This window comes from Cellulomonas wangleii (assembly GCF_018388445.1).
GTDB lineage: Bacteria > Actinomycetota > Actinomycetes > Actinomycetales > Cellulomonadaceae > Cellulomonas > Cellulomonas wangleii.
In genome coordinates, this window is sequence record NZ_CP074405.1 from 1,987,459 (window position 1) to 2,011,727 (window position 24,269).

Below are 24,269 nucleotides of genomic sequence, written 5' to 3' on the forward strand. Positions count from 1 at the left end.
GTGCGGGCGGATGTCGGAGAAGGTCGGAGCAGGGGCCGAGCCGGTGAGCGCGCCCGTCCCCGCTGCGCCCGGACCGGCCGTGCCCTCCGGGCCCGCGGTCACGACGCCGGGCGCCGGAACGCCCGAGGTGGACGCCGTGCCGGGGTCGACCGGTCGGGTCCGTGCCCGTCTCGCCCGGCTGTCGGGGCGGTCGGCCTCCGCGCACCCCGCGCTCGAGCCGGTGCTGCAGGCCTTGCGCACCAACCACCCCAAGGCCGACCTGTCGGTGATCGAGCAGGCCTACGTGGTGGCGGAGCACGCCCACCGCGGCCAGCTGCGCAAGAGCGGTGACCCGTACATCACGCACCCCGTCGCCGTCGCGACGATCCTCGCCGACCTCGGCATGACCCCGTCGACGATCGTGGCGGCGCTGCTGCACGACACCGTCGAGGACACCGACTACTCCCTGGACCAGCTGCGGCACGACTTCGGTCCCGAGGTCGCGATGCTGGTCGACGGCGTGACCAAGCTCGACAAGGTCGCGTACGGCGACGCCGCCCAGGCGGAGACGGTCCGCAAGATGGTCGTCGCGATGTCGCGCGACATCCGGGTGCTCGTCATCAAGCTGGCGGACCGGCTGCACAACGCCCGCACCTGGAAGTTCGTGTCCGCGGCGTCGGCCGAGAAGAAGGCGCGCGAGACCCTCGAGATCTACGCGCCGCTCGCGCACCGGCTCGGCATGAACACCATCAAGTGGGAGCTCGAGGACCTGTCGTTCGCGACGCTCTACCCCAAGGTGTACGACGAGATCGTGCACCTGGTCGCGGAGCGCGCCCCCGCCCGCGAGGAGTACCTGGCCACGGTCCGCGACCAGGTCGGCGCCGACCTGCGGACCGCACGGATCAAGGCGACGGTGACGGGCCGGCCGAAGCACTACTACTCGATCTACCAGAAGATGATCGTGCGCGGCCGCGAGTTCGCGGACATCTACGACCTGGTGGGCGTGCGCGTCCTCGTCGACACGGTCCGCGACTGCTACGCGGCGCTCGGTGCGCTGCACGCGCGGTGGAACCCGGTGCCCGGCCGGTTCAAGGACTACATCGCGATGCCCAAGTTCAACCTGTACCAGTCGCTGCACACCACGGTGATCGGTCCCGGGGGCAAGCCGGTCGAGATCCAGATCCGCACGCACGACATGCACCGGCGCGCGGAGTACGGCGTCGCGGCCCACTGGAAGTACAAGGAGACCGCCAAGAGCGGCGGGCCGCAGGACGCCGCCGGCAACGACATGACGTGGCTGCGTCAGCTGGTCGACTGGCAGCGGGAGACGGCCGACCCCACGGAGTTCCTCGACCTGCTGCGCGACGAGATCGCCGGCGCCGAGGTGTACGTGTTCACCCCCAAGGGCGACGTCCAGGCGCTGCCCGCGGGCTCCACGCCCGTCGACTTCGCCTACGCGGTGCACACCGAGGTCGGTCACCGGACGATGGGCGCGCGGGTCAACGGTCGTCTCGTCCCGCTCGACTCCACGCTGGAGAACGGTGACGTCGTCGAGGTCTTCACGTCGAAGTCCGAGACGGCGGGGCCCAGCCGCGACTGGCTCGCGTTCGTCAAGAGCCCCCGCGCGCGCAACAAGATCCGCCAGTGGTTCACCAAGGAGCGCCGCGAGGAGGCGATCGAGCAGGGCAAGGACGCCATCGCCAAGGCGATGCGCAAGCAGAACCTGCCGATCCAGCGGCTCATGTCGCACGAGGCCCTCGTCGCGCTGGCGCACGAGATGCGCTTCGCGGACGTCTCGGCGCTGTACGCGGCGGTCGGCGAGGGGCAGGCCTCGGCCACGTCCGTGGTGCAGCGGCTCGTGCACTCGCTGGGGGGCGAGCCGGCCCAGGAGGAGGACCTCGCCGAGGCGGCGCGGCCCGGGTCGACCGCGCGGCGCGTGCGCACGGGCGACCCCGGTGTGGTCGTCAAGGGCGTCGAGGACGTGTGGGTCAAGCTCGCCAAGTGCTGCACGCCCGTGCCGGGTGACGAGATCATCGGGTTCGTCACGCGGGGCGCGGGCGTCTCGGTGCACCGCACGGACTGCCTCAACGTCGAGGGCCTGCGGCGCCAGCCGGAGCGCATCGTCGAGGTGGAGTGGACGCACACCAGCTCGCAGCTGTTCCTCGTGCAGATCCAGGTCGAGGCGCTCGACCGCAGCCGGCTGCTGTCGGACGTCACGCGCGTGCTGTCCGACCACCACGTGAACATCCTGTCGGCGTCGGTGTCGACGTCCCGCGACCGGGTCGCGCTGTCGCGCTTCGTGTTCGAGATGGCCGAGCCGTCGCACCTCGCGTCGGTGCTGGCCGCGGTGCGCAAGGTCGAGGGCGTCTTCGACGTGTACCGGGTGACCGGGTCGCGTGGCGCCGAGGAGCCGGCCATCCGCGCCTGACGCCCGGGTCGGTCCCGGGCGCCGCGGCGCCGCGTGTCAGACCAGCCGCAGGGTGCGCCGTGCGCGCCGGACCCCGCGCCCTCCGGCGTGCTGCTCGAGCCGGCGCAGCGCGTCGGCCGGGTCCAGGCCCACCGGCGGCAGCCGGCGCAGCACGCGCAGCGCGTCCTCGGTCGGCAGCCACCGCGCGACGTCCACCGCGGTCCGCAGCACGGTGGTGACGCGCACCCCGCCGAGGTCCACGACGTCGGCTTCCGTGAGGTCGGCCTCGGCCGTCGTGCGGCTCGGATGGGGGTCCGGGCGCCGCGCCCCGGACCGCACGAGCACCGTGACGCGGTCGGGCGGGCTGCCTCCCGCGTGCACCCACGCGGCCGCCTCACGGCCGACCGTGCCGCGCTGCGGCACGAGCGCGGCGAACGCCGCCGCGCGCACGGCGGGGTCCACCGCGTGGTCGACCACTGTGCCGTCGAACGCTGTGCCGTCGAACGCTGTGCCGTCGACCACTGTGCCGTCGAACGCTGTGCCGGCCACCGCTGTGCCGCCGACCGCTGCGTCGTCGGACGCGCTGCTGTCGGACGCGCTGCCGTCGGACGCGTTGCGGTCGACGACGCGTGCGGTGTCCCGCCACAGCGGCGCGAGCACGCCGTCGAGGTGCAGCCCCGTCCACGCGGAGGCCGGTACGTCGGCGCGGCGCACGACGAGCGGGACCGACGGGGGAGCGCCAGGCCGCAGCCGGCGCAGGGCCGCGGGGCCCGGGATGTCGAGCGGGGAGGTCACGGACGCCAGGATGCCCGCCCCCGCCCCCTGCCGGGGGCGCGGACGGGCATCCTGTGGACGGACGGGTGGTGCGTCAGCCGCGAGCGTCCTGCGCCGCGCGCTGGACCTGCTCCAGCCACGCGCGTCGGGCGTCGAGCGCCGCCTGAGCCTCGCGCACGCGGCGCTCGTCGCCCGCGGCGCGCGCGGCGTCGAGGTCCGCCTCGAGCCCGGCGATCGCCTGCTCCAGCTGTGCCGCAGCGCCCTCGGCCCGCGCGCGGGTCTCGGGGTTGCCGCGACGCCACTGCGCGGAGTCCGCGTCGCGGATCGCGCTCTCGACGGCGCGCAGCCGGCCCTCGACACGCTGCAGGTCGGCGCGCGGCACCTTGCCGGCGGCGTCCCAGCGGTCCTGGATGGAGCGCAGGGCCGCCTTGGTGGCGCCGAGGTCACGGATGGGCAGGAGGGCCTCCGCCTCGACGAGCAGCGCCTCCTTCACCTCCAGGTTCGCCCGGAACTCGGCGTCGACGGCCTCGTTCGCAGCGTCCCGCGCGGCGAAGAACGCGTCCTGGGCGGTCCGGAACCGGGCCCACAGTGCGTCGTCGACCTGGCGGTTGGCGCGGCCCGCGGCCTTCCAGCGCGTCATGAGGTCGCGGAACGCGGCGGACGTGCCGCCCCAGTCGGTGCTCGACGCGAGGCGCTCGGCCTCGGCGACCAGCTGCTCCTTGACGCCCTTCGCCTCGGCGTTGCGCGCCTCGAGCTCGGCGAAGAAGTGCCGTCGCTCGCGGTCGAACGTGGTCCGTGCGTGGCTGAACCGCTTCCAGAGCGACTCCTCCGTAGGGCGGTCGATGCGCGGCCCGGAGCGCTGGGCGTCCTTCCACTGGTCCAGCAGGGAGCGCAGCTGCTCACCGGCGGGACGCCACTGGATGCGTGCGGGGTCGGTCGCGGCGATCTTCTCGGCCTGCTCGACGATCTGCGTGCGGGCCGCGACCGCGGCCTCGCGTGCAGCGGCGCGCTCGGCGTCGGCCTGGGCGCGGCGCTCGGCGGCGCGTGCGCGCAGCCCTTCCAGACGTGCCCGCAGGCCGTCGAGGTCGCCGACGGCGGCGGGCTCGACGAGCTCCTCGGTGAGGCGCGCGAGCGTCTGGTCGATCTCCTTGACGGACAGGTCCGTCGCGGACAGCCGGGCGTCGAACAGCGCGACCTTGGCCTGCAGGTCCAGGAACCGGCGGACGTACAGCGCGAGGGCCTCCGGCGCGCTCGCGCCGGGGAACTGCCCGACGACGCGCTCGCCCGCGGCCTCGACCACGTGCACCGTGCCGTCCTCGTCCACCCGGCCGAAGGTCGCGGCCCGCGCGGCCTCGGCCTCCTCGTCCGGCGTGGGGACCGGGACGGCCGGTGTGGCAGGTGCGGCGGGACCGCCGGGGCGCGGCGGCCGCGGGCCGGGACGCATCGCCGCGGGCGTCGGCCGCGGACGCTGACCCGGCCGGGCGCCGGGGGCGGGGACCCCACCCGGCGCAGGCGTGGCGGACTGGTCGGACGCGGGCTGCTCGGACGCGACGTCCCTCACCTCGGCCGCGGTCTCGGCGGGTGCGGTCTCGTCGGCGGGTGCGGTCTCCTCGGCCGGCGCGGTCTCGTCGGCCGGTGCGGTCTCCTCGGCCGGCGCGGTCTCGTCGACCGGTGCGGTCTCCTCGGCCGGCGCGGTCTCGTCGACCGGTGCGTCCTCGGCGGGTGCGGCCTCCTCGGCCGGAGCCGGTGGCGCCTCGTCCGCGGCGGTGCCGGGCTCGGTGTCCGTCACGACGCCCTCGGTGCCGTCGGTCGCCGGGGCGCCGGCCTCGGCCTGCGGCTCAGGAGTGACGTCCTGCACGGCGTCGTCCGTCGGCTCGTCCGGCGTCGCGGTGCTGTCCTCGGTCGCCGGCTCGTCCACCGGTGCCTCGGGCGTGGCCTCGACGGCCGTCGGGTCGCCCGCGAGGGGGGGAGCCTGCTCGGCGTCGTCCGCGGACGGCGTCGTCGGGTGCTCGGTCACTGGATCTCCACTCCCTCGATGGTGACGTCGGAGACCGGACGTTCGGAGCCGTCCTGGGTCCCCGCGTCAGCGATGGCCTGCACCACGTCCAGACCGGACGTGATGTGGCCGAACACGGTGTAGCCACCCGCCGCGTCGGACGGGATCTGCGAGTCCTCGTAGACGAGGAAGAACTGGGAGCCCATCGACTCGGCGTCGCCGCCGACGCGGGCCATCGCGATGGTGCCGGCGGGGTACACGTCGTCGGCGGGGGCGTTCTCCACCGGGCCCCACGAGTACCCGGGGTCGCCCATGCCGGTGGCTGTCGGGTCGCCGCACTGCAGCACGTGGATGCCCTGCGTCACGAGCCGGTGGCACAGCGTGCCGTCGAAGTACCCCTCGTCGGCGAGGGTCACGAAGTTCGCGACGGCCTGCGGCGCCGCCGCGCCGTCGAGCTCGACGCCGATCTCACCGGCGGACGTGCTCAGCGTGCCGGTCCAGGTGCGCGCCTCGGCCAGCGCCGGGTCGGGCGCGACGCCGCCGTTGCCCGTCCGTGCGGGGAAGGTCGCGGCGGCGGACGGCGCGTCCTGCGGTCCGGCCGACGGCGGAGCGTCGTCGCGCGTCAGGCCGACGATCGCCACAGCCCCCAGGCCGAGCGCGAGGGCGCCGACCACGCCGCCGGCCACCACGCGGGCGCGCTTCTGGCGCGCACGCTGCGCCTCGAGCATGCGCGCGTGCCTCTTCTCCTGCCGACGGCGCTCCTGCTCGCGCTCGCGCTTCGAAGACACCGCTCTCCTCAGTCTCGTCGTGCCGCCGGCACGTGCGCGTCGCCGCTGCACCGCTGCCGTCCCACGTGCCACCGCCGCAGACGCGCCGGACCCCGGGACAGTCTAGGCAAGCCCGGGCAGTCGTCGCGCACGCTGACCACGGCGTGGCCCCGGTCCCGTGCGCCCCGACGTCCGTCGCCGGCGCCGGTGCAGCACGCGTCCGGGTGCTCGTCTAGCGTGCGGGACATGCAGATGCTCACGGTGGTCGCGCCCGTCTTCGCGGCGCGGTGCTCGGTCCTCGTCGCCCCGGACGGCGACTGCGCCGTCGTCGACCCCGGTGCCGGCACGGCGGAGCAGGTGCGCGAGATCGTCGCCCGCCACGCGCTGCGGCCCCGCGGCGTGCTGCTCACGCACGGGCACGCGGACCACACGTGGGACGCGGCGGCGTTGTCCGCCGCGTTCGACGTGCCCGTGCTGCTGCACGCCGGGGACGTGCACCGGCTGGCGGACCCGTTCGGCACGCTCGGGGTCCTCGACCCGCGCCACGACCCGCGTGGCCCCCTCGCCCAGGCGCTGCGCGCCGTCGGCGTCGAGCCCGCCGCGTGGCAGCAGCCGCAGCAGGTCCAGCCGTTCGGTCGCGCGGGCGTGGGCCGGACGGGTGACGTCGACCTCGACCTCGGCGGGGTCCGGGTCGTCGCCCGGCACGCCCCCGGGCACACCGAGGGCTCCACGCTCTACCTCGTCGACGCGGGGGAGGTCGAACCCGTCGTCCTGTCCGGCGACGTGCTGTTCGCCGGCGGCATCGGTCGCACCGACCTGCCGGGCGGCGACGATGACGCGATGCTCGCGACCCTGCGCGACGTGGTGGCGGCCCTGCCACGCGGGTCCCGCGTGCTGCCGGGCCACGGCCCCGCCACCGACGTGGCGACCGAGCTGGCGACCAACCCGTACCTGCCGCGTCGGGGCTGAGCCGCCGGGACGGCGCGGCCCACGTCCCGGAAGGGTGCGGGACCGGGCGTCGCGTTCTGGGATCATCGTGCCCATGGCGCGACCCACACCCCTGTCCGGATTCCCCGAGTGGCTGCCCGACGGGCGCATCGTCGAGCAGCACGTCCTCGACGTCCTGCGCCGCACGTTCGAGCTGCACGGCTTCGCGGGGATCGAGACGCGGGCCGTCGAGCCGCTCGACCAGCTGCTGCGCAAGGGAGAGACCTCCAAGGAGGTCTACGTGCTGCGGCGCCTGCAGGAGGACCCGGACGCGGCGCCCGAGCGCGCGGGCCAGCTGGGCCTGCACTTCGACCTCACCGTGCCGTTCGCGCGGTACGTGCTGGAGAACGCCGGGCACCTGGCCTTCCCGTTCCGCCGCTACCAGATCCAGAAGGTGTGGCGTGGCGAGCGGCCCCAGGACGGGCGGTTCCGCGAGTTCGTGCAGGCCGACATCGACGTCGTCGGCGCCGGTGCGCTGCCCTACCACTACGAGGTCGAGCTCCCGCTGGTCATGGCGGACGCCCTCGGTGCGCTGCGCGACCTGGGCGTGCCGCCGGTGCGGATCCTCGTGAACAACCGCAAGGTCGCCGAGGGCTTCTACCGCGGCCTGGGTCTCGACGACGTCGAGGCCGTGCTCCGCGGCATCGACAAGCTCGACAAGGTGGGCCCGGAGGCGGTCGCGGCGCTGCTCGTCGACGAGGCCGGCGCCACGCCCGCGCAGGCCGACGCCTGCCTGGAGCTCGCCGCGATCAGTGGCGACGACGCCTCCGTCGTCGAGCGGGTGCGCGAGCTCGCGACCCGGCAGGGGGCATCGAGCGACCTGCTGGAGGAAGGGCTCGGCGAGCTCGGCGCGCTCGTCGCCGCCGCGGCCGAGCGCGCGCCCGGGGTGGTCGTGGCCGACCTGAGGATCGCCCGCGGCCTGGACTACTACACCGGCTCGGTCTACGAGACCGTGCTGGTCGGGCACGAGGACCTGGGGTCCATCTGCTCCGGTGGCCGGTACGACACGCTCGCGTCGGACGGCAACCAGACCTACCCGGGCGTCGGTCTGTCGATCGGCGTGTCCCGGCTGGTGTCCCGGCTGCTGTCCGCCGGCCTCGTGCGCGCGACGCGCTCGGTGCCGACCGCGGTCCTCGTCGCGGTCACGTCGGAGGAGCTGCGCTCGCGGTCCGACGCGGTCGCCGCCGCGCTGCGGGCGCGGGGCATCCCCGTCGAGGTGGCGCCGAGCGCCGCCAAGTTCGGCAAGCAGATCAAGCACGCCGACCGCCGCGGCATCCCCTTCGTGTGGTTCGTCGGCGACCCGGCCGACGACGGCGCACCCGCGCAGGACGAGGTGAAGGACATCCGCTCGGGCGAGCAGGTCCCCGCCGACGCCGCGACGTGGGCGCCGCCGGCGGACGACGTGCGTCCGCGCGTCGTCGCGGCCGGCTGACGCACGGCCGGCTGACGCACGGCCGGCTGCCGCACGGCCGGCTGACGCACGGCCGGCTGCCGCACGGCCGGCTGACGCACGGCCGGCTGCCGCACGGCCGGCTGCCGCACGACCGGCTGCCGCACGACCGGCTGCCGCACGGCCGGCTGCCGGGCGGGCGGCTGACCCTCTCGACACATGGTCGAACGTGTGTTCGAATGACCGTGTGCGATGGGACGGGCAGAAGATCGGTGCGCAGGACGGCACCGCGCTGCCCGGGCTCGACCTGCGCGCCATGCCCGGACTCGTGCGCAGCGTGCGCACGCCGGACTTCGCCGGCGTCACCTTCCACGAGGTGCTGTGCCGTACGGCTCTCAACCGGGTGCCGGACGCGTCGGCGGTGCCGTTCCGGTGGACCGTGAACCCGATGCGGGGCTGCCTGCACGCGTGCGCCTACTGCTTCGCCCGGGGCACCCACCGCTACCTCGACCTCGACGCGGGGGCGGACTTCGACACCCAGATCGTCGTCAAGACCAACGTCGCCGAGGTGCTGCACGCCGAGGTCGGTCGGCCGTCGTGGCGACGCGAGCACGTCGCGCTCGGCACCAACACCGACCCGTACCAGCGGGCGGAGGGCCGGTACGCGCTGATGCCCGGGATCATCGAGGCGCTCGCGGGCTCGGGCACGCCGCTGTCCGTCCTCACCAAGGGCACCCTGCTGCGCCGGGACCTGCCGCTGCTGGCCGAGGCCTCGCGCGACGTGCCGGTGTCGACGGCCGTCTCCATCGCCGTCCTGGACGACGACCTGCAGCAGAGCCTGGAGCCCGGCACGCCGACGGCGCGGGCGCGTCTGGCGCTGGTCCGCGCGGCGCGGGAGGCCGGGCTGCCCGTGCACGTCATGGTGGCGCCGGTGCTGCCCTGGCTGACGGACTCCACGGACCACCTGGACCGGCTGCTCGCCGCCGTCGCCGAGGCCGGGGCCCAGCGGGCCACCGTGCTGCCGCTGCACCTGCGGCCGGGCGCCCGGGAGTGGTTCCTCGCGTGGCTGCGGCGGGAGCGGCCCGACCTGGTGGCCGGCTACGACCGGGTGTACCGGGGCGGGTCGTACGCCCACGCAGAGTACGGCGCCTGGTTGGGCGCGCGGGTCCGCCCGCTGCTCGCACGGCACGGGCTGGACCGCGCCCCGCAGGACGTCGGCGACGGCGTGCGCTGGGGCAGCGACCGGGAGCCCGCGCCGCCGGCCGCCGCCGAGCTGCAGCCCAGTCTCTTCTGAGGGTCCGGCCCGTCGGGGCGGGTGCGCGCGGGGCGTCCCGCGGTAGGGCGTCCGCGTGGGCCGGGCACCGTCGGCGCACCTATGATCGGGGGTGCGTCCGTCCGGGCGCGGATCCCCGACCTGAAGGACCTTCCGTGCTGCGCACCCACACCGCCGGCTCGCTGCGGGCCGAGCACATCGGCACCACCGTCACCCTCACGGGCTGGGTGGACCGCCGGCGCGATCACGGCGGGGTCGCGTTCGTCGACCTGCGCGACGCCTCGGGCATCGCCCAGGTCGTCATCCGCGACGAGGCCGTCGCCCACGGGCTGCGTGCGGAGTACGTGCTCCAGGTCACCGGTGAGGTCGGGCGCCGTCCGCAGGGCAACGAGAACCCCAACCTCGCGACCGGCGAGGTCGAGGTCGTCGCGCACGAGGTCGTCGTCCTCAACGAGTCCGCACCGCTGCCGTTCCAGGTCTCGGCGTCCGTCGACGAGCCGGTGGGGGAGGAGGCGCGCCTGCGCCACCGCTACCTCGACCTGCGCCGGCCCGCCCCGGCCCACGCCATCCGGCTGCGCGCCCAGGTCAACCGTGCCGCGCGCGCGGTGCTCGACGAGCGCGGGTTCGTCGAGGTCGAGACCCCGACGCTGACGCGGTCCACGCCCGAGGGTGCGCGCGACTTCGTCGTCCCGGCGCGCCTGGCCCCGGGCAGCTGGTACGCGCTGCCGCAGTCCCCGCAGCTGTTCAAGCAGCTGCTCATGGTCGGCGGCCTGGAGCGGTACTACCAGATCGCCCGCTGCTACCGGGACGAGGACTTCCGCGCGGACCGCCAGCCGGAGTTCACCCAGCTCGACATCGAGGCCAGCTTCGTCGACCAGGACGACGTCATCGAGCTCGCCGAGGCCGTGCTGACGTCGCTGTGGGAGCTGATCGGGTACACCATCCCGACCCCGATCCCGCGGATGACGTACGCGGAGGCGATGCGCCGGTACGGCACGGACAAGCCCGACCTGCGCTTCGGCCTCGAGCTGACCGACCTCACCGCGTACTTCGCCGAGACCCCGTTCCGGGTCTTCCAGGCGCCGTACGTCGGGGCGGTCGTGCAGCCGGGTGGTGCGAGCACCCCCCGCCGCGGGTTCGACGCGTGGCAGGAGTGGGCCAAGCAGCGCGGTGCCAAGGGCCTGGCCTACGTCACGGTGGGCGAGGACGGCGAGCTCGGCGGACCGGTCGCCAAGAACATCACCGACCAGGAGCGCGCCGGGCTGGCGGCCGCGGTCGGGGCCAACCCGGGTGACGCGGTGTTCTTCGCCGCCGGCAAGCAGAGCGAGGCGCGTGCGCTGCTGGGCGCCGCCCGTCTGGAGATCGGCCGCCGCGGCGGGCTGATCGACGAGGACGCCTGGTCGTTCGTGTGGGTCGTCGACGCACCGCTGTTCAAGCCCACCGGCGAGGACGACGACGTCGCCGTCGGCAAGGGCGCCTGGACGGCCGTGCACCACGCGTTCACGTCGCCCACCCCGGAGTGGATCGACCGCTTCGAGGAGGACCCGGGTGCGGCCCTCGCGTATGCCTACGACATCGTGTGCAACGGCAACGAGATCGGCGGCGGCTCGATCCGTATCCACCGGCGCGACGTGCAGCAGCGCGTCTTCGAGGTCATGGGCATCGGGCAGGAGGAGGCCCAGGAGAAGTTCGGCTTCCTGCTCGACGCCTTCGCGTTCGGTGCGCCGCCGCACGGCGGCATCGCGTTCGGCTGGGACCGGATCGTCGCCCTGCTCACGCGCTCCGAGTCGATCCGTGAGGTCATCGCCTTCCCGAAGTCCGGCGGCGGGTACGACCCGCTGACCGGGGCACCGGCGCCCATCTCGCCCGAGCAGCGCCGCGAGACCGGCGTCGACACGCGTCCCAAGGCCGCCCAGCCGCCCGCCGGCCCGGCCCCCGCCGCCCAGGTGTGAGCCACCGGCTCCTGGCGCGGCTGCCCGCCGCGCTGCGCAGCCGGCGGGACGTGCTGGACCAGCGGCACGACTGGGCCGATGCCGCGGTGCTCGCGCAGGGCGCCGCGGCGGCGGTCCTGGCCCGGGAACGGCCGGGCGGGTCGATCCTGTGGGCCCTGGGGGCACCCGACGAGCTCCACGAGCTCCTCCCCGACGCGCTGCGGAGCCACGGCCCGGGTGTGCGCTGGGCGACGGTCCCGCGCGCCGTGCCCGTCACGCCGGCGGCCCTCGAGGTCGTCGGCGTCGTGCCGGCCACGTCGTGGGACCGGTTCTCGTGCGACGTCCCACCCCCCGCGCAGCCCGGTGAGGACCGCGTCGTCCTCCTCGACGCCGAGCGCGACGCCGCGGCGATCACGGCATGCCTCGACGTGGCGAACCCGACGACCCACGCGCGCCCCGGCGCGTCCGACGACGCGGCGTGGTGGGGTGTGCCGGACCCGGCCGGCGGCCGGCTGCTGGGCGTGATCGGTGTCGCGGTGCGCGCCGGCACGGACGTCCCCTCGATGCACCTGCACGGCCTGGGTGTCGTCCCCGACGCGCGCGGCCACCGGCTGGGCACCGCGCTGGCGGCGGTGGCGACGCGCCGGGCGCTCGAGGGCGGCGCGCCCTGGGTGTCGCTGGGCATGTACGCCGACAACGCGCCGGCACGCCGCGTCTACGCGGCCCTCGGATTCCGGGTCGACGTCGAGAACGCGGGCTACGGGCCGCCGGGTGCCGCACGCCCCTGACGTGCCCCTGGCTCCGCCGTGGTGCTCACCGGGCGGTCCGCGCCGGGCGTGGCTACCGTCGACCATGACGTCGAGGGAGGGAGCACGATGACGCTGGACGGCAAGGTCGCGCTGGTCACGGGCGCGGGATCGGGCATCGGACGGGCGACGGCGGTGCGGCTCGCGCAGGACGGTGCGACCGTCGTCGCGGTCGGGCACCGCCAGGAGAGCGCGGACGACGTCGCCGCGGAGGTCCGCGCGGCGGGCGGGCGGGTGCTGCCCCTCGCCGCGGACGTCGGGGACGCGGAGGCGGTCCGTGAGGTGTACGCCCGGGTGGAGCGCGAGCTGGGGCGCCTCGACGTGGTCGTCGCCAACGCCGGCGTCAACGGGGTGTGGGCGCCGCTGGAGCAGATCGAGCCGGACGAGTGGCACGCCACGCTCGGCACCAACCTCACCGGGACGTTCCTCACCCTGCGCTACGCGCTGCCGCTGCTGCTGCGCCAGGGCGGGGCCGTCGTCGTCGTGTCGTCCATCAACGGGACCCGGACCTTCACGACGCCCGGGGCGTCGGCGTACGCCACCAGCAAGGCGGGTCAGGTCGCGCTCGCCCGCATGGCGGCCGTCGAGCTCGGCCCGCGCGGGGTGCGCGTCAACGCGGTGTGCCCCGGCGCCATCGAGACGAACATCGACGAGAACACGGAGCAGCGGGACACGGACGACCTCGGGCTGCCGGCGCAGTACCCGCAGGGGCAGATCCCGCTCACGGGGGAGGAGCCGGGCTCGCCGCAGGAGGTCGCCGACGTCATCGCGTTCCTGGTGTCCGACGCGGCGCGGCACGTGACGGGGACCGAGGTCTTCGTCGACGGTGGGCAGGGCCTGGTCGCCTGACGGCCCGGCCGCCCCCTGCCCGCGCGCCTCGGCGGCTCAGTGCAGGATCGCGAACCGGTCGTACAGCCGGCGCAGGGGGCGCGGTGCCCACCAGTTGGCGCGGTCCAGCACCGTCATGGTCGCCGGCACCAGGAACAGGCGGACCACCGTCGCGTCGATCAGCACGGCGACCGCCAGCGCGAACCCGACCTGCTTGATCACCACGAGGTCGCCGGCGACGAACCCGGCGAACACCACGATGATGATGGCCGCGGCCGAGGTGATGATCCGCCCGGAGCGCTGCAGCCCCAGCCGGACCGCGGCGTCGGTCGCCAGCCCCTCGTCGTGCAGCTCCTTGACGCGCGAGAGCAGGAAGACCTCGTAGTCCATCGCCAGACCGAACGCGAAGGCGGCGACGAGCGCCAGCACGTAGGTCTCGATGCCGTTCGTCGACGTGAAGCCCAGCAACCCCTCGAGGTGCCCGTCCTGGAACCCCCAGACCAGCACGCCCAGCGAGGCCAGGATCGACAGCACGTTGGTGAGCAGCGCCTTGACCGGGATCACCACGGAGCCCGTCATGAGGAACAGCAGCAGCAGGGTCGCCACCCCGACGACGGCCAGCGCGACCGGCGCGCGCTCCATGAGCGCCTTCGTGAAGTCGATCTGCGACGCGGCCTGCCCGACCACCCAGCGCTCGAACGGCGCCGGCACGTCACGGACCTCCCGCACGACGTCCGCCGCGACCGGCCCGCCGGGGTCGGTCGTGTCCGCCCGCACGCCGATGACGACGTAGGAGCCCAGCTCGGCCGGCGGGTCGACGGACGCCACGTCCGGCAGGGCCTCGAGCTCCTCGGCCCACGCCGTGGCCTCGGCCAGCGACGTCGCGGCGACCACGGTCACGGCGGGTCCCGCGGCGGCCGGGTAGTTCTCCTCCAGGTCGCCCACGTACTCGCGCTGGGTGGTGCCCTCGGGCAGCAGCTCCAGCCCGCTGATCCGCAGCTCCATGCGCAACGCCGGGGCGGCCAGCAGCAGCAGGAGCGCGACGGACCCGAGCATGACCCACCAGGGGTGGCGCTGGACCCGGGCGGCCAGGGTCGAGAACGCACCCTCCTCACGCTGCACGTCCGACGCGCGGCGCAGCAGGGGGATCCGCGCCACCAGGCCCGGGCGCGCCAGGCGACGGCCCGTGAGCGTCAGCAGCGCGGGGACCAGCGTGATCGCGGTGGAGACCGCCACGAGCACGACCGCCACCCCACCGGCCGCGATGGCCCGCAGGATCTCCGGCCGGAAGACCAGCAGACCCGCGATCGACACCGCGACGGTCACGGCCGAGAACGCGACCGTCCGCCCGGCCGTCGCCATGGTCCGTTCCACCGCCTCCACCACCGGTCCGTCGCCGCGTCGCCGCCGCGACCCCGCGCCGTCGTCCGTCCCGACGGTGCGCTGCAGCTCCTCGCGGAACCGCGACACGATCAGCAGGCCGTAGTCGATGGACAGGCCCAGCCCCAGCACGGTGACGACGTTGACGACCGAGGCGTCGACGTCCATCACGTACGTGAGCGCCAGGAGGGCGCCCAGCCCGCCGGCGATGGACGCGAGGGCGCCGGCCATGGGCATCGACGCCGCCAGGAACCCGCCGAAGACCACCACCATGATGAGCAGCGCGATCGGCAGCGCGACGGCCTCTCCGGTGCGCAGGTCGTCCTCGACCTGCTGCGTGATCTCGTCGACGATGAGGTGCTCGGCGCCCACGACGCCGCGGACGTCCGGTGCGACGTCCCGCAGGTCCTGAGGCACCGCGCGCAGGCGCTGCTCCACCTCGTCCAGCGCGGCGGCCTGCTCGTCCGCCGTCAGGTCCGGCTCGAGCTCGACGACGACGAGGAACCCGTCCCCGTCCTGCGCCAGCAGCGGCGCCGCCGCCGGGCTCTGCACACCGCCGGGCAGCACCAGGGGGTCGATGACCGACACCACCCCGGGCACCGCCGCGATCTGCGCGCGCGCCTCCTCGAGCGCCGGCCCGACCGCGGGGTCCGCCGGGTCGACACCCGTCAGCACGAGGTTCACCGCCGGGCCCGTGGTCCGCTCGTCCGCGAGGATCTGCTGCCCCTCGGTCGACTCCGCGCCCGGGACACCCGGACCCCCGGCCTCGACGCGGTCGAACAGGCTCTGGCCGTGGAGGCCCTGCACGGCCAGGGCGTAGCCCACGACGGTGAGCACGAGCCAGACGACGACGGTCAGGCGCGGGTGGTGGGCGACCCTGCGGCCGAGGCGTGCGAACACGCCCGCCATGCTCGCAGGTCCGGGGCCACCCGCGCACGTCGCGGGACACCGACGCCGCGTCGTGCGCCGTCGTGGCCGTGGGCGGTCCCGTCGGCGGCGGTGCGTAGGCTCGCAGGCATGGACCTGTTCGACGCGGTCGTCTCGACCGCGCAGGGGCTGCCCGCGCCCGCCGCCGGCGCACCCCTCGCGGTGCGCATGCGACCCCGGACCCTCGCCGAGGTCGCCGGCCAGGGGCACCTGCTCGTGGCGGGCTCGCCGCTGCGTCGCCTGGTCGAGCCCGCCGACGAGGCGTCACGCCGTGCCGCGCCGTCGTCGGTGATCCTGTGGGGCCCGCCCGGCACCGGCAAGACGACGCTGGCGTACCTCGTCGCCAGCACCTCGGGACGGCGGTTCGTCGAGCTGTCCGCCGTCACCGCCGGCGTCAAGGACGTGCGCGCCGTGGTCGAGGACGCCCGTCGCCGCCTCGCGTCCGACGGCTCGGAGACCGTCCTGTTCATCGACGAGGTCCACCGCTTCACCAAGGCCCAGCAGGACGCGCTGCTGCCGAGCGTCGAGAACCGGTGGGTGACCCTCGTGGCCGCCACCACCGAGAACCCGTCGTTCTCCGTCAACTCCCCGCTGCTGTCGCGCTCCCTGCTGCTCACGCTGCAGCCGCTGACGACCGACGACGTGCGCGCACTGGTCGAGCGTGCCGTCCGGGACGAGCGCGGCCTGGCGGGGTCCGTCGCGCTGGACGACGACGCGCTCGACCACCTGCTGCGCCTCGCCGGCGGCGACGCCCGCAAGGCGCTGACGATCCTCGAGGCGGCTGCGGGGGCCGCTCTCGGGGACCGTGGCCCCGCGGCCGACGACGCGACGCCCGCCACGGTCGACCTCGCCACCATGGAACGCGCGATCGACGTCGCGGCGGTGCGGTACGACCGTGACGGCGACCAGCACTACGACGTCATCAGCGCGTTCATCAAGTCGGTCCGCGGCTCCGACGTCGACGCCTCGCTGCACTACCTCGCGCGGATGATCGCGGCGGGGGAGGACCCCCGGTTCATCGCGCGGCGCATCGTCATCTCCGCGGCGGAGGACGTCGGCATGGCCGACCCCAGCGCGCTGCAGACCGCGGTCGCGGCCGCGCAGGCCGTCGCGCTCATCGGGATGCCGGAGGCGCGGATCATCCTGGCCGAGGCGGTCGTGCACCTGGCGACGGCCCCCAAGTCCAACGCCGCGTACCTCGGCATCGACCGCGCGCTGGCCGACGTGCGGGCGGGCCGGATCGGCAGCGTCCCGCCGCACCTGCGTGACGCCCACTACGCCGGTGCCCAGGGGCTGGGCCACGGCAAGGGCTACCGCTACGCGCACGACGAGCCGCACGCCGTGGCCACCCAGCAGTACCTGCCGGACGAGCTGGCGGGCACGCGGTACTACGAGCCCTCGGACCGCGGGTTCGAGCGGTCGGTGGGGGAGCGGCTGACCCGGATCCGGTCGATCCTCGACCCCGGGACGCGGCCGGGGCCCGGCACGTCGGGGGGCTGACGGGCGCGCGGTCGCCGCGACCGCGCGCGACGCCACGGTCGGTGTGCCGGTGCCGGTGCCGGCGTCGCGGTCGGACGGACGGGTGGTGGTCGGGTAGCATGGACCGGTCGTCCGCCGTGTGCGGGCGATCGTGCGGTCCGCCGCACGAGCACCACCAGCAAGCAGCACCTGGGGCCCTAGCCCGTGGCACCGACCGTCCTGCGACGGTCAGCGCGCCGCACCAGTGGTCGGCCCCACGCCCGCCGGAACCCTTTCCGTCCGGACCTCGTCCGGTGCGCGGGTGTGCTCGTCCATCGACACGACAGGAAGTACCTCTGTGAGCAACGTGACCCGCTCGCGTCGCCAGGTCCGCCTGAGCCGCGCGCTCGGCCTGGCCCTGACGCCCAAGGCCGTCAAGCACTTCGAGAAGCGCCCCTACCCGCCCGGTGAGCACGGCCGCGCCCGTCGCCGCACCGAGTCGGACTACGCGGTGCGTCTGCGCGAGAAGCAGCGTCTGCGCGCCCAGTACGCGCTGCGCGAGAAGCAGCTCGCCAAGGCGTACGAGAACGCCCGCAAGGCCCCGGGCCTGACCGGTGAGGCCCTCGTCGAGGACCTCGAGACGCGTCTGGACGCCCTGGTGCTGCGCGCCGGGTTCGCCCGCACGATCCTGCAGGCGCGCCAGACGGTCACGCACCGTCACGTGCTCGTCGACGGCAAGATCGTGGACCGCCCGTCGTTCCGCGTGAAGGAGGGCCAGACCCTCCAGATCAAGCCGAAGTCGCAGGCCACCGTGCCGTTCCAGGTCGCCGCCGCCGGCGCCCACCGCGACGTGCTGCCGGCCGTGCCGGGCTACCTCGAGGTCCAGCTCGAGAAGCTCAGCGCCACGCTGGTGCGCCGCCCCAAGCGCGCCGAGGTCCCCGTGACCTGCGAGGTCCAGCTGGTCGTCGAGTACTACGCCCGCTGACCCGTTCCCCACGGACGCCCCGCCGCGCACCTGTGCCGGCGGGGCGTCCGCGCGTCCGGACGACGCACGCACGCGCCGCGCGTGGTGCGGGAGCAGCGCGCGGGTAGGGTGACGTGGTCCGGACCCGGACGAGGAACCAGGCGTGAGGAGTGTCGGACATGGTGTCGATCGGTGACGTCGCGGGGCTCATCGCCGCGATCGCGTTCGTGGCTCTGGTCGGGTTCATCGCGCGCCCCCTGCTGCGGCTCGCCGACGTGCTGGACGAGACCCGCACCTCCGTCAAGGAGATCACCGACCACGCGCTGCCGGTGCTGGACGAGACGGCACGCGTCGTCGCGTCCTCCGCGACGCAGATCGACAAGGTCGACACCGTCACCACCGCCGCGGCCCAGGTCGGGGAGAACGTCTCCGCCCTGACGTCGCTGGTCACGGCGACCGTCGGAGCCCCGCTGCTCAAGGTCGCCGCCTTCTCGTACGGCGTGCGCCGGGCCCTGGCCGGGCTGCGTGCCGGCGGTGGCGTGCGATGAGGCGCCTGTTCTGGGTCGGCGTGGGCGTGGCCCTCACGGTCGTGGTCGTGCGGCAGGGCCGCCGGCTGGTGACGCACTACGCGCCCGCGGGCTCCACCGAGGCCGTCGCCGGCGCCGTGCGGGTGGGCCAGGCGCTGCGCGCCGCGCGCGAGGACTTCCGCAGCGGGGTCGCCGAGCGCGAGGCGGAGCTCCTCGAGGCGCTCGTCGGCGACGTCGACGTCGACACCGTGCGGTCCAACGCCCCGCGGCACCGCGCCGAGCTGCGCGAGGCGTTCGGCCGACCGGCCGCGGGGGGCCTGGCCGCCGACCTGAGCGCCCGGGGGTGGGCCGACGAACCCACCACGGACCCCGACGACGACGAGCGCGCCCCGTTCTTCTGAGCGTGAGCCCGCACCACCCGGGCCGTACCCGGCCCACCCGAACCGTCCGCCGCCCCCCGGCGGCGGACCGCACCTGACGAGGACGACATGCGCACCGCCGAGATCCGCCAGCGCTGGCTCGACTACTTCGCGAGCAAGGACCACGCCATCGTGCCGTCCGTGCCGCTCATCTCCCCGGATCCGTCGATCCTCTTCACGATCGCCGGCATGGTGCCGTTCATCCCGTACATCCTCGGCACGCAGGACGCGCCCTGGCCCCGGGTGGCGAGCGTGCAGAAGTGCATCCGCACGAACGACATCGAGAACGTCGGCCGCACCACGCGGCACGGCACGTACTTCCAGATGATGGGGAACTTCTCGTTCGGCGACTACTTCAAGACCGGTGCCATCGAGCTGGCCTGGGAGTTCCTCACCGGGGCGCAGGAGTCCGGCGGGCTCGGGCTCGACGGTGACCGGCTCTGGGTGACGATCTGGAACGAGGACGCCGAGTCCGCGGACGCGCTCGTGCGCGTCGGCGTCGACCCGCGTCACATCGTGCGGCTCACGCGCGAGGAGATCTTCTGGGACACGGGCCAGCCCGGCCCCGCGGGCCCGTGCGCGGAGTGGCACTACGACCGCGGACCGGAGTTCGGCCCCGAGGCGGAGGGCGGCACGGTCGACCCCGGTGGCGACCGGTACCTCGAGATCTGGAACCTGGTCTTCGACCAGTTCGTGCGCGGCGAAGGGCGGGGGAAGAGCTACCCGCTGCTGGGTGAGCTCGAGCGCAAGGCGATCGACACGGGTGCGGGGCTCGAGCGCATCGCGTACCTGCTGCAGGGCAAGAACAACCTGTACGAGATCGACGAGGTCTTCCCCGTCATCGAGCGTGCCGCCGAGCTGACCGGCCGCCGCTACGGCGCGGGCGGCGAGGACGACGTGCGGCTGCGGGTGATCGGTGACCACGTGCGCTCGTCGCTCATGCTCATCGGGGACGGCGTCTCGCCGTCCAACGAGGGACGCGGCTACGTGCTGCGCCGGCTCGTGCGCCGCACGGTGCGCTCGATGCGCCTGCTGGGCGTCGAGGAGGCCGCGCTGCCCGAGCTGCTGCCGATCAGCCGCGACCTGATGAGCGCGTCGTACCCGGAGGTCGCGCGGGACTTCGACCGGATCTCGCAGGTGGCGTACGGCGAGGAGGACGCGTTCCTGCGCACGCTGACGGCCGGCACGACGATCTTCGAGGGCGCCGTCACGAAGGCGAAGGCGTCCGGCCGTCAGGACGGGGTCGTCCTGACCGGCGAGCAGGCGTTCGCGCTGCACGACACCTACGGCTTCCCGATCGACCTCACGCTCGAGATGGCGGCCGAGCACGGCGTCAGCGTCGACGAGCAGGCCTTCCGCACCCTGATGCAGGCGCAGCGTGAGCGTGCCCGCGCGGACGCGCTGGCCAAGAAGACCGGCCACACCGACACGAGCGCCTACCAGCAGCTGCACCAGGCGCTGAGCAGCGAGAAGGGCGGGCCCGTCACGTTCGTCGGGTACACGGACACGACGGCGCAGTCGAAGGTCGTGGGCCTGCTCGTCGACGGCGTGCCCGCACCGGCGGCCACCGCGCCGGCGCACGTCCAGGTCGTGCTCGACGTGACGCCGTTCTACGCCGAGGCGGGCGGTCAGCTCGCCGACACCGGCACGATCAGCCTCGAGGGCGGCGGCATCGTCGAGGTCGACGACGTGCAGGCGCCGATCAAGGGCCTGTCGGTGCACCACGGCCGGCTCGTCGACGGCACGCTCACGCTCGGCGACGCCGGCACCGCGACGATCGACACCGCGCGCCGGCGTGCGATCGCGCGCGCCCACACCGCGACGCACATGGTCCACAAGGCGCTGCGCGAGGAGCTGGGCGACAGGGCGACGCAGGCCGGGTCGGAGAACGCTCCGAGCCGCCTGCGGTTCGACTTCCGCTCCGGCTCCGGCGTGCCCGGCTCGTCGCTGTCGCAGATCGAGGGGCGCGTCAACGAGCGGCTGCAGGACGACCTCGAGGTGACCGACCGCGTCATGGCGATCGACGAGGCGCGCGCCCTGGGGGCGATGGCGCTGTTCGGCGAGAAGTACGGCAACGAGGTCCGCGTCGTGTCGATCGGCGGGGACTGGTCGCGCGAGCTGTGCGCGGGCACCCACGTGCGCCGCTCCGGCGAGCTGGGCCTGGTGACGCTCCTGGGGGAGTCGTCCATCGGGTCGGGCGTGCGCCGCGTCGACGCCCTCGTCGGCGACTCGGCCTACGGGTACCAGGCCAAGGAGCGTGCGCTGGTCAGCCAGCTCTCCGGGCTGCTCGGTGCGCGTCCCGACGAGCTCGGGGACCGTGTGTCGTCCCTGCTGATGCGGGTGCGCGAGTCCGAGAAGCAGCTGGCCGCCTTGCGCCAGGCACAGCTCCTCGCGGCGGCCGGCACGCTCGCCGCGGGCGCCTCGCAGGTCGGCACCGCGCTCGTCGTCGCGCACGACGCGGGCGAGGTCGCCGCGCCCGACGACCTGCGCACCCTGGCGCTCGACGTGCGGGGCCGCCTCGGTGAGGCGTCGCCCGTGGTCGTGGCCGTCGGCGGTGTCGCCAAGGGCCGTCCTGTGGTCGTCGTCGCGACGAACGCGGCGGCGCGGGAGGCGGGCCACCGTGCCGGCGTGCTCGTGCGGACCGCGTCCGGCGTGCTCGGCGGCGGGGGCGGCGGCAAGGACGACGTGGCGCAGGGCGGTGGCACCGACGTCGCCCGGCTGACCGAGGCGCTCGACGGCGTCGTCGCGGCGGTCCGGGGCTGACGTCGTGCCGAGCGACCGGGACGACCGCGACGCCGTGACGCGCGCCGTGCGGCTGGCGGTGGACGTCGGGTCCGTGCGCGTCGGGGTCGCCTCGAGCGACCCCGACGGCACGCTCGCGACGCCCGTGGCGACGCTGGCGCGTGCCGCCGGGAAGCCGGCCTCGACCGCCGCGGACGTCGCCGCGATCGCGCAGGAGGCGCGCGAGCGGGGTGCCGATGTGGTGTACGTCGGGCTCCCGCGGCACCTCTCGGGCGCCGAGGGGTCGTCGGCGGGCCTCGCGCGCGCGTACGCTGTCGCACTGGCGCACGCGGTCGGGCCCGTCCAGGTCCGGCTCGTGGATGAGCGGATGAGCACGGTGTCCGCGCATCAGGCGCTTCAGGCGGCCGGCCGATCCGGACGCCGCCACCGGCAGGTCGTCGACCAGGCGGCCGCGGTGGTGATCCTGCAGCACGCGCTGGACACGGAGAGATCCACGGGTCGTCGGCCCGGGGAACGGGTCGAGGTGGACCCCGGCCGATCCGCGACGGCGCGCCGGGGGGTTGCGGGCGACGGCACGACGACTGTGGAGTGACGCGCAGGTGAGCAACCAGACGGAGTGGTGGGCCCCGGTGAAGTCGGACGAGAGCGTGAGCGAGCTGTTCGGCGGTGACCGGACCGCGCCCGCGCCCGGCGCGCCCGAGCCGCGTCGACGCTCCCGCGCGTCCGGCCGCAAGCGCGAGGAGCGCCTGCGCAAGCAGCGCCGCCGCCGGACGATCTCCGTGCTGGTGGTCGCGCTGGTCCTCGTGGCGGGCGCCTGCTACGTCGTGCTCTCGCTGATGGGCGGCTCGCTGTTCGGCGGCTCGGCGCAGTCCACGGAGGTCACGGACTACCAGGGACCCGGCCGGCCGGGTGCGCCGACGATCGTCATCAGCCCCGGCGACTCCGGTGCGGCCATCGCCACCACGCTGCACGCCGCCGGCATCGTCGCGTCCGAGGGTGCGTTCCGCGAGGCGTTCGACAACAACCCGGACGCGGACGGGATCCAGCCCGGCTCGTACCAGCTGCTGCTGGAGATGAAGGCCGAGGACGCCGTGCGGGCCCTGCTTGACCCGAAGAGCCGGGTCTCGATGAAGGTGACGATCCCCGAGGGCTTCTCCGCCGAGGACATCTACACCCGCATCAACAAGGTCACGCTCATCCCGATCGAGGACCTGCGCGCCGCGGCCGAGGGCGACCCCGCCGCGATCGGTCTGCCGGCCGAGGCGGGCGGCAAGGTCGAGGGCTGGCTGTTCCCGTCGACGTACCAGGTCGAGCCGAACACGTCCGCCGCCGCGGTGCTCGCGACGATGGTCGCCAAGACCGTCGAGACGCTCACCGCCAAGGGCGTCCCGCAGGACCAGTGGCAGGAGGTCCTGACCAAGGCGTCGCTCGTGGAGCGCGAGGCCAAGATGCACGAGGACCGGCCGATCATGGCGCGCGCCATCCAGAACCGTCTGGACCGCGGCATGACGCTCGACATCGACGCCTCCGTCGCCTACGGCCTGGGCATCTCCGGCACGCAGCTCACGCGGGAGAACACCCAGGACCCGTCCAACCCGTACAACACCTACAAGCACATGGGGCTGCCGCCGACTCCGATCGCCTCGCCGGGCACCGTGTCGATCGACGCGGTCCTGAACCCCGCGCCCGGCAACTGGGTGTTCTGGGTCGCGATCGACCTCGAGACCGGGGAGACGCGGTTCGCCGAGACGTACGACGAGCACCAGGAGAACGTCGCGCTGCTGCGCCAGTGGCAGGCGGAGCACTCCGGGTGACGTCCGCCGCCCGTCGCGCCGCGGTGCTGGGGCACCCCGTGGCGCACTCGTTGTCACCCGTGCTGCACCGAGCCGCCTACACCGCGCTCGGGCTCGACGGCTGGCGCTACGACGCCGTCGACGTGACGCAGGACGCGCTGCCCGCCCTCCTGGCGGACCTCGACGACTCCTGGGCCGGCCTGAGCCTCACGATGCCGCTCAAGCAGACCGTGATCGCGCTGCTCGACCACGTCGAGCCGCTCGCGGAGGTGGTGGGCGCCGTCAACACGGTGCTGCCGCAGGGCTCGGGTGCCGGGCGCATGCTCACGGGAGCCAACACCGACGTGCACGGGATCGTCGCCGCGCTGGGGGAGGCGGGGGTCACCGGGGGAGTGGCCACGGCCGCCGTCGTCGGGGCGGGCGCCACCGCGTCCTCCACCCTGGCCGCGCTGGCCCAGCTGGGCTGCCCCACACCGCGCGTCTACGTGCGCTCCCAGGCCCGCGCCGGGGCCCTGTTGCGCGCTGCGCACCGGATGGGTGTCGAACCGCGGCTGTGCCGGCTGGACGACGCGGCGGGGGAGGTCGGGCGCTGCGACGTGGTCGTGAGCACGCTGCCCGCGCACGCGGCCGACCCGTTGGCGGCGGCGCTGCCGGCGAGCGTCGGCGGTGCGCTGCTCGACGTCTGCTACGACCCGCGCCCCACGGCGCTGTCCGCCGCGTGGGCCGCACGCGGGGGCCGTGTCGTGGGCGGTGAGCGGATGCTGCTGCACCAGGCGGCGGAGCAGGTGCGGCTCATGACCGGGCGCACGGCGCCCGTGGCGGCGATGGACGTCGCGCTGAGCGGGGCGCTCGCACCCGTCGGCTGACGCGTCACTCGCACGCGCCACCACGGGCGTGCACGGCGGCACCGGTGGGCCGCAG

Annotated in this window: 19 protein-coding genes; 15 read left to right on the top strand and 4 right to left on the bottom strand. The window is 74.8% G+C overall.

What is annotated here, in order from left to right; genetic code table 11:
* Positions 1 to 10: 10 nt before the first annotated feature.
* Positions 11 to 2,407 carry a RelA/SpoT family protein gene (locus KG103_RS09165; protein ID WP_207341986.1) on the top strand — a complete coding sequence of 799 codons (2,397 nt, stop codon included), beginning with the start codon at positions 11 to 13 and terminating at the stop codon, positions 2,405 to 2,407.
* Between the two features lie 36 nt (positions 2,408 to 2,443).
* Here KG103_RS09165 and KG103_RS09170 read toward each other — a convergent pair whose 3' ends face one another.
* The 3 genes from KG103_RS09170 to KG103_RS09180 form a co-directional block, all read right to left on the bottom strand.
* On the bottom strand, positions 2,444 to 3,181 hold the full coding sequence (locus KG103_RS09170) for a hypothetical protein (protein WP_207341985.1): 738 nt from the start codon (positions 3,179 to 3,181) through the stop codon (positions 2,444 to 2,446).
* Between the two features lie 73 nt (positions 3,182 to 3,254).
* Positions 3,255 to 5,177: a DUF349 domain-containing protein gene (locus KG103_RS09175; protein ID WP_249670866.1), complete on the bottom strand. Its 1,923-nt coding sequence runs from the start codon at positions 5,175 to 5,177 to the stop codon at positions 3,255 to 3,257.
* The gene (locus KG103_RS09180; protein WP_207341984.1) at positions 5,174 to 5,944 is read right to left on the bottom strand and encodes a peptidylprolyl isomerase; all 771 of its coding nucleotides are present in this window, start codon (positions 5,942 to 5,944) and stop codon (positions 5,174 to 5,176) included. The genes KG103_RS09175 and KG103_RS09180 overlap by 4 nt, the downstream gene beginning before the upstream one ends.
* 225 nt (positions 5,945 to 6,169) lie before the next feature.
* Between KG103_RS09180 and KG103_RS09185 the strand changes: the two genes are divergently transcribed.
* The 6 genes from KG103_RS09185 (at position 6,170) to KG103_RS09210 (ending at position 13,159) form a co-directional block, all read left to right on the top strand.
* Complete coding sequence (locus KG103_RS09185) at positions 6,170 to 6,892, top strand: MBL fold metallo-hydrolase (RefSeq protein ID WP_207341983.1); 723 nt, start codon at positions 6,170 to 6,172, stop codon at positions 6,890 to 6,892.
* Between the two features lie 73 nt (positions 6,893 to 6,965).
* Positions 6,966 to 8,342: a histidine--tRNA ligase gene (gene hisS / locus KG103_RS09190; RefSeq protein ID WP_207341982.1), complete on the top strand. Its 1,377-nt coding sequence runs from the start codon at positions 6,966 to 6,968 to the stop codon at positions 8,340 to 8,342.
* Between the two features lie 205 nt (positions 8,343 to 8,547).
* The gene (locus tag KG103_RS09195; RefSeq protein ID WP_207341981.1) at positions 8,548 to 9,594 is read left to right on the top strand and encodes an Rv2578c family radical SAM protein; all 1,047 of its coding nucleotides are present in this window, start codon (positions 8,548 to 8,550) and stop codon (positions 9,592 to 9,594) included.
* Positions 9,595 to 9,728: 134 nt separating this feature from the next.
* The gene (gene aspS, locus KG103_RS09200) at positions 9,729 to 11,525 is read left to right on the top strand and encodes an aspartate--tRNA ligase (RefSeq protein ID WP_207341980.1); all 1,797 of its coding nucleotides are present in this window, start codon (positions 9,729 to 9,731) and stop codon (positions 11,523 to 11,525) included.
* Complete coding sequence (locus tag KG103_RS09205; protein ID WP_207341979.1) at positions 11,522 to 12,292, top strand: GNAT family N-acetyltransferase; 771 nt, start codon at positions 11,522 to 11,524, stop codon at positions 12,290 to 12,292. Before aspS ends, KG103_RS09205 begins: the two co-directional genes overlap by 4 nt.
* An 87-nt stretch (positions 12,293 to 12,379) precedes the next feature.
* On the top strand, positions 12,380 to 13,159 hold the full coding sequence (locus tag KG103_RS09210) for an SDR family oxidoreductase (protein ID WP_207341978.1): 780 nt from the start codon (positions 12,380 to 12,382) through the stop codon (positions 13,157 to 13,159).
* A gap of 36 nt (positions 13,160 to 13,195) precedes the next feature.
* Here the strand turns inward: KG103_RS09210 and KG103_RS09215 are convergent, their stop codons facing one another.
* On the bottom strand, positions 13,196 to 15,427 hold the full coding sequence (locus tag KG103_RS09215) for an MMPL family transporter (protein WP_207341977.1): 2,232 nt from the start codon (positions 15,425 to 15,427) through the stop codon (positions 13,196 to 13,198).
* Between the two features lie 108 nt (positions 15,428 to 15,535).
* On the opposite strand from KG103_RS09215, the gene KG103_RS09220 reads away from it, so the two are divergent.
* The 8 genes from KG103_RS09220 (at position 15,536) to KG103_RS09255 (ending at position 24,214) form a co-directional block, all read left to right on the top strand.
* Entirely contained in the window at positions 15,536 to 16,945 is a 1,410-nt protein-coding gene (locus tag KG103_RS09220) for a replication-associated recombination protein A (protein ID WP_207341976.1), read from the top strand.
* A gap of 316 nt (positions 16,946 to 17,261) precedes the next feature.
* Complete coding sequence (gene rpsD, locus KG103_RS09225; RefSeq protein WP_089798933.1) at positions 17,262 to 17,888, top strand: 30S ribosomal protein S4; 627 nt, start codon at positions 17,262 to 17,264, stop codon at positions 17,886 to 17,888.
* A 161-nt stretch (positions 17,889 to 18,049) separates the two neighbouring features.
* Positions 18,050 to 18,415, top strand: a complete 366-nt coding sequence (locus tag KG103_RS09230; protein WP_207342125.1) for a DUF948 domain-containing protein — start codon at positions 18,050 to 18,052, stop codon at positions 18,413 to 18,415.
* Complete coding sequence (locus KG103_RS09235) at positions 18,412 to 18,795, top strand: hypothetical protein (RefSeq protein ID WP_207341975.1); 384 nt, start codon at positions 18,412 to 18,414, stop codon at positions 18,793 to 18,795. Before KG103_RS09230 ends, KG103_RS09235 begins: the two co-directional genes overlap by 4 nt.
* A gap of 87 nt (positions 18,796 to 18,882) precedes the next feature.
* Positions 18,883 to 21,576, top strand: a complete 2,694-nt coding sequence (gene alaS / locus KG103_RS09240; protein ID WP_207341974.1) for an alanine--tRNA ligase — start codon at positions 18,883 to 18,885, stop codon at positions 21,574 to 21,576.
* Between the two features lie 4 nt (positions 21,577 to 21,580).
* Complete coding sequence (gene ruvX / locus KG103_RS09245) at positions 21,581 to 22,147, top strand: Holliday junction resolvase RuvX (protein ID WP_207341973.1); 567 nt, start codon at positions 21,581 to 21,583, stop codon at positions 22,145 to 22,147.
* Positions 22,148 to 22,154: 7 nt separating this feature from the next.
* Positions 22,155 to 23,369: an endolytic transglycosylase MltG gene (gene mltG / locus KG103_RS09250; protein ID WP_207341972.1), complete on the top strand. Its 1,215-nt coding sequence runs from the start codon at positions 22,155 to 22,157 to the stop codon at positions 23,367 to 23,369.
* Positions 23,366 to 24,214, top strand: coding sequence for a shikimate dehydrogenase (locus KG103_RS09255; RefSeq protein WP_207341971.1), 849 nt, complete (start codon positions 23,366 to 23,368; stop codon positions 24,212 to 24,214). The genes mltG and KG103_RS09255 overlap by 4 nt, the downstream gene beginning before the upstream one ends.
* The last annotated feature ends 55 nt before the right edge of the window (positions 24,215 to 24,269 follow it).

What these genes read in the sequence shown, in the direction of transcription:
- KG103_RS09165 (WP_207341986.1), top strand. Translation starts at nt 11, where the DNA reads ATGTCGGAGAAGGTCGGAGCAGGGGCCGAGCCGGTGAGCGCGCCCGTC.
- KG103_RS09185 (WP_207341983.1), top strand. Translation starts at nt 6,170, where the DNA reads ATGCAGATGCTCACGGTGGTCGCGCCCGTCTTCGCGGCGCGGTGCTCG.
- hisS (WP_207341982.1), top strand. Translation starts at nt 6,966, where the DNA reads ATGGCGCGACCCACACCCCTGTCCGGATTCCCCGAGTGGCTGCCCGAC.
- KG103_RS09210 (WP_207341978.1), top strand. Translation starts at nt 12,380, where the DNA reads ATGACGCTGGACGGCAAGGTCGCGCTGGTCACGGGCGCGGGATCGGGC.
- KG103_RS09215 (WP_207341977.1), bottom strand. Translation starts at nt 15,427, where the DNA reads ATGGCGGGCGTGTTCGCACGCCTCGGCCGCAGGGTCGCCCACCACCCG.
- KG103_RS09220 (WP_207341976.1), top strand. Translation starts at nt 15,536, where the DNA reads ATGGACCTGTTCGACGCGGTCGTCTCGACCGCGCAGGGGCTGCCCGCG.
- KG103_RS09235 (WP_207341975.1), top strand. Translation starts at nt 18,412, where the DNA reads ATGAGGCGCCTGTTCTGGGTCGGCGTGGGCGTGGCCCTCACGGTCGTG.
- alaS (WP_207341974.1), top strand. Translation starts at nt 18,883, where the DNA reads ATGCGCACCGCCGAGATCCGCCAGCGCTGGCTCGACTACTTCGCGAGC.